General features: G+C 60.7%; 5 protein-coding genes. 4 read left to right on the plus strand and 1 reads right to left on the minus strand.

What is annotated here, in order from left to right:
* Window positions 1-234 precede the first annotated feature (234 nt).
* Complete coding sequence (locus tag OP496_RS16485) at window positions 235-906, minus strand: GntR family transcriptional regulator (RefSeq protein ID WP_280564876.1); 672 nt, start codon at window positions 904-906, stop codon at window positions 235-237.
* Between the two features lie 135 nt (window positions 907-1,041).
* Between OP496_RS16485 and OP496_RS16490 the strand changes: the two genes are divergently transcribed.
* The 4 genes from OP496_RS16490 to madM form a co-directional block, all read left to right on the plus strand.
* Window positions 1,042-2,409, plus strand: a complete 1,368-nt coding sequence (locus tag OP496_RS16490; RefSeq protein ID WP_280564880.1) for a malonyl-CoA decarboxylase — start codon at window positions 1,042-1,044, stop codon at window positions 2,407-2,409.
* Window positions 2,410-2,438: 29 nt separating this feature from the next.
* On the plus strand, window positions 2,439-3,986 hold the full coding sequence (locus tag OP496_RS16495; protein ID WP_280564877.1) for a malonyl-CoA synthase: 1,548 nt from the start codon (window positions 2,439-2,441) through the stop codon (window positions 3,984-3,986).
* 117 nt (window positions 3,987-4,103) lie between these two features.
* Complete coding sequence (gene madL, locus OP496_RS16500) at window positions 4,104-4,526, plus strand: malonate transporter subunit MadL (RefSeq protein WP_280564878.1); 423 nt, start codon at window positions 4,104-4,106, stop codon at window positions 4,524-4,526.
* A gap of 12 nt (window positions 4,527-4,538) precedes the next feature.
* On the plus strand, window positions 4,539-5,261 hold a 723-nt coding region (gene madM / locus OP496_RS16505), incomplete at its 3' end, for a malonate transporter subunit MadM (protein ID WP_280564879.1).

The raw sequence follows: 5,261 nt of genomic DNA on the forward strand, positions 1-5,261 counted from the left end.
ATCGTCACCGGTTCGACGCTCGGCATTGGCGTGCTGGTGCTCGAGGTACTGCTTGGCGTGACAGTGCTGCTATGGGGCTACGGCGCCAAGTTGCTGGGTATCGACTTGTAGCAAGTCACCGAGAAGGAGTATCGAATAGAGTAGAGAGTGTCGAGCCGAGTGCGTCGAGCACTCTGAAATGCTCATGCGAGCCAAACGCCAACGGCGCCTCCAGGGCGCCGTTGGCGTTCATGCTCAGTCGCTTCCGGTCTGCTGAAGTTGTTGCACCGAGGCGACCAGATTGTTGAAGCGCTCACCCTGAATCTGAACATGAGCCTCAATTTCGGCCTCGGCATGTTGCTCGTCACCCGCGGCAATAGCGGCAAGCACTGCCTCGTGTTCTGCCAGGGAGCGTTCCGGGCGGTGGCGCAGATGCAGCTGCATGCGGCGGTAGGGTTGCAGCACCGCATGCAGGCGCGTGGCCTCCTGGGCCAGAAAGGCGTTGTGGCTGGCCTCGTAGATGCGCTGATGGAAGATGCTGTTCTCGTAGTAGTAGCCGTTGGCGTCGCCGGCCTCGGCCATGCGTCGGCATGCTTCGTGAGCCTTGTGCAGCGCTTCCAGCTCTTCTGAGCCGATGCGTCTCGCCGCGAGTCGAGCGCACATACCCTCCAGTTCGGCCATCACTTCGAAGCGCTCCACCAATTCGGCCACGCTGAGCTTTGTCACGAAGGTGCCGCGCTTCGGCACCACCTCCACCATCCCTGACATCGCTAGCTGCTGGATCGCCTCGCGGACCGGCGTACGTGAACAGTCGTATTCCCGCTCCAGTGCTTCCGGGTCGAGGCGTGCGCCGGGCGGATAGCGTCCCTTGATGATGGCGTCTTCCAGCAGGTCGCGCAGTCGCTGCGCTTGGGAAACCTTGCTCATTGACTGTCCTCCCGCTTGACATAGGTATATCTTGCGCCTATTTGTTATATATAACAACTCGGTATCATGTATCCATGATCCGAATCAACGTCATCGACAGAGACGGCTTAGGCTTCTGGAGGGCGCAGCATGAAGATGAACATGGATTTCCTGGAAAATCTGCTGTCGAGTGTGGCTCGGCGGGCACGTCAGCGCCCAGGGAGCGATCGGGCTTCACAGCATGGGAGGGAAACAGTGGCATCCGGCGTCGATGGCCTCATTTCGGCGTGTGATGTCCTGCTGACCGGTGGCGGCGGTGAGGCATCGCAGATACTGGTTGCCCAACGATTGCTTGCGGGCTATGCCGAGCTGGATGCCGACGAGCGTCGTATCTTCCTGACCAAACTCGCCGAGCGCCACGGTGCTAGTTCCGAGGCGATCCACGCCGCCTACGAGGCCTATCGCGAGGGAGAAAGTGAAGCCGACCTGCGGGCGCTAATCGAGGCCTGCGAACCTCCGCGTCAAGAGTTGCTACGCCGTCTCAACCTTTGCCCGGGTGGTACTTATGAGCTGGTCAAAATGCGCGCCGACCTGCAGGCGCATCTCGGCGAGTCGCCGGAGCTGGCCGGTCTTGACGAGGATTTTGCGCATCTGTTCGCGTCCTGGTTCAACCGTGGCTTTCTGGTACTAAAGAGCATCGACTGGAATACCCCGGCAGCGGTGCTCGAGAAACTTATCCGTTACGAGGCTGTGCACGAGATTCAGGACTGGAACGACCTGCGCCAGCGCCTTGATCCAGAGGACCGACGGTGCTACGCCTTCTTCCATCCGGCCATCGGCGACGAGCCGCTGATCTTCGTCGAGGTGGCGCTGTGTCGCGGGATACCGGGCAACATTCAGGTACTACTGTCCGGTGGCGACGAAGTGGCTCCCCAAGATGCCGACACGGCGGTTTTCTACAGCATTAGCAATTGTCAGGCCGGGCTGAAAGGGATTTCCTTCGGCAACTTCCTGATCAAGCAGGTAGTGCATGAGTTACGCCGAGAGCTGCCCGAACTCGACAACTTCGTGACCTTGTCGCCGGTGCCGGGCTTTGCCAAATGGCTGGCGGAACGGCGCGAGGCTGGCGAGTGTCGGCTGACGACTGACGCCGCCACTGCCCTTGATGAGACTCGCTGGCGTGACGACCCGCAGGCTCGGGAAGTGCTCGAGTCCGAACTCTTGCCCTTGGCCGCTCACTATTTCACCCAGGCCAAGCAGCGCCAAGGCTTGCCACGTGACCCTGTGGCGCGCTTTCACCTGGGCAACGGGGCGAGCCTGCATCGACTCAACTGGCCCGCCGACATCTCCACCAAGGGCTGCCGTCAAGCCCATGGCTTGATGGTCAATTATCGCTACGAGCCGGACCGCATCGAGCAGAACCACGAGGCCTACACCCGTGAGGGCAGCGTGATTTGCACCACCGAGATCCAGCGCCAGGCAAGGCGAGCCCAGCCATTGCTGGAACCCCTCGTCGACGTCTGATACCCCCGACGACTCCCAGGAGACGCCATATGAATCACAATCTGTTCCTGCAGTTTGAGGCCCACTTCCGTGCGACGCCGAACAAGACGTTGATCGATACCCCCGAGGGGCGTCGCTATTCTTATGACGAGGTGCTGGCCACCTCACAGCGTCTGGCGGGTGTGCTTCAGTCCCTTGATGTTCAGCCCGGCGATCGAGTCGCGGTACAGGTCGATAAGAGCCCTGAGGCGATCATGCTGTATCTGGCCTGCCTGCAAGCCGGAGCGGTCTACCTGCCGCTCAACACCGGCTACACCGGTGCCGAGATCGAGTACTTTCTCAGCGATGCCGCGCCACAGATCTACGTGTGCCCAACGGAGTGGGAGGCGGATGCCAAACGCTTCTACCAAGAGGGCCTGGTCGTCCACGTAGAAAGCCTGGGTACGGCAGGTGATGGTAGTTTAATGGAGCGCGCCGCCATCGCCGAACCAATGACGGATATCGCCAGTCTCGAGGCCTCCGACCTTGCGGCGATCCTCTATACCTCGGGCACTACCGGGCGCTCCAAGGGCGCCATGCTGAGCCATGCCAACCTGGCTTCCAACAGCCGGGCGCTGTCCGAGGCCTGGCACTTTACCGCCAATGATCACCTGCTGCACGCACTGCCGATCTTCCATACGCACGGGTTGTTCGTGGCCTGCAACATCGTACTGACGGTAGGGGCTTCAATGACCTTCCTGCCCAAGCTCGATGTCGAAAAACTGCTCGATCTGATGCCTCGAGCCACGGTGTTGATGGGGGTGCCAACTTTTTACACCCGGCTGCTCCAGTCCCCGCGGCTGGATCGTGATGCCGTGGCCAGCATGCGGCTTTTCGTCTCTGGTTCTGCACCGCTGCAGGCCGAGACGCATGATCAATTCCGTGAGCGGACGGGCCATGTCATTCTCGAGCGTTATGGCATGACCGAAACCAACATGAACACCTCCAATCCCTACGACGGTGAGCGACGTCCCGGCACGGTTGGATTTCCACTGCCGGGTAGTGAAGCGCGTATCACCGACCGCGAGAGCGGTGCCGATTTACCCCGTGGCGAGACCGGGCTGGTCGAGGTGCGGGGCGACAATGTCTTCCAGGGCTACTGGCAGATGCCCGAGAAGACCCGCAGCGAGTTTCGCGACGACGGCTTCTTCATTACCGGTGACCTGGGGCTGATCGACGACGACGGCTACCTGCATATCGTCGGGCGCGACAAGGATCTGGTGATCTCTGGCGGCTACAACGTCTATCCGAAAGAGGTCGAGCAACTGATCGACGAGTTGCCAGGCGTCGCCGAGTCGGCGGTGTTCGGCGTCAAGCATCCGGACTTGGGTGAAGGTGTCACGGCCGTGATCGTGGCCCGCGAGGGTGAAGCGCCCCCCGAAGAGGAAAGCATTCAGTCGGTCTTGAGCGATCGGCTGGCACGCTACAAGCAACCCAAGCGGATATTCACGATCGAGGCACTGCCGCGCAACGTGATGGGCAAGGTACAGAAGAACCAACTGCGTAACGTCTATGCCGACATCTATACCGTGAAGGAGGCGGACGAAACAGCCGTGTGATACGGCCCAGGGCCTGGCTGGCAGCCGGGCTTCCTAGTCGTGCGGAGATACGACGAGGAGCACGCTAATGCTCGGGAGCTCCCGAGGATCGATTACAACGACAAGAAGGAAATGATCATGGTGATCTACGGAGTGGCCTTACTGGCCGGATGCATGATGATAGGCCTGGTAATCGGAGACCTGTTGGGTCAATTACTGGGCATCAATGCCAATTTGGGCGGTGTGGGTATTGCCATGCTGCTACTGATCTTCGTGACGGGCTATCTCAAAACGCGAGGCAAACTGCCCGATGCCACCGTCAGTGGCATCAAGTTCTGGAATGCCATGTATATCCCTATCGTAGTGGCCATGGCTGCCAGCCAGAACGTGGCTGCGGCTTTCGGTGGTGGGCTGGTGGCACTTCTTGGCGGTGCGCTGGCAGTTGTGCTGGGGCTGGCGATGGTGCCGGTATTCGCGGGTCGACGTTCGAGCTCGCGCGTTGCCATGGGCGCCGATGAGTCGTGCCCCGAGTCCTTGACAACTCATGTCGCCGGCCGCTGAGGAGGGTGCCCCATGCTTCAGTCACTGTACGAGCTTGTCGACAAGTATCATCTGGTGGCGGCCTTCGCTGTCATCGGTTTTACCATGTATCTCGCCTACTGGATCAGTGAACGCTTTACCCGTGGCAAGCTACATGGCTCGGCTATCGCCATCATACTTGGCCTGGCGCTGGCCTATGTGGGTGGGAAGGTCACTGGTGGGTCTGATGGTCTCGCCGATATCACCCTTCTCTCCGGCCTGGGGCTGATGGGCGGAGGTATGTTGCGAGACCTGGCCATCATCGCTACCGCTTACGGCGTGCGCTTCGAGGAGGTGCGCGAGGCCGGTATGCGTGGCGTCATGGCGCTGTTCGCTGGAGTAGTGGTGTCTTTCATCGCGGGTAGCCTGGTAGCGGTCGGCTTCGGCTATACCGATCCGGTGGCGATCACTACGATCGGCGCGGGAACGGTGACCTACATCGTTGGTCCCGTCACCGGAGCAACATTGGGCGCGAGTTCCGAAGTGGTCGCGTTATCGATCGCTGCGGGGTTGGTCAAGTCAATCCTCACCATGATCGCCACGCCTATGGCAGCGCGTTTTATCGGCCTTGATAATCCGCGCTCGGCGATGATCTTCGGCGGCATGATTGGCACGACCAGCGGTGTTGCGGCGGGGCTTGCCGCCACCGACGCCCGCCTGGTGCCCTACGGCGCAATGACCGCGACGTTCTATACAGGGCTCGGCATTCTGCTGGCG

It is taken from the genome of Chromohalobacter sp. 48-RD10 (assembly GCF_029889785.1).
In the GTDB taxonomy this organism is placed as follows: domain Bacteria; phylum Pseudomonadota; class Gammaproteobacteria; order Pseudomonadales; family Halomonadaceae; genus Chromohalobacter.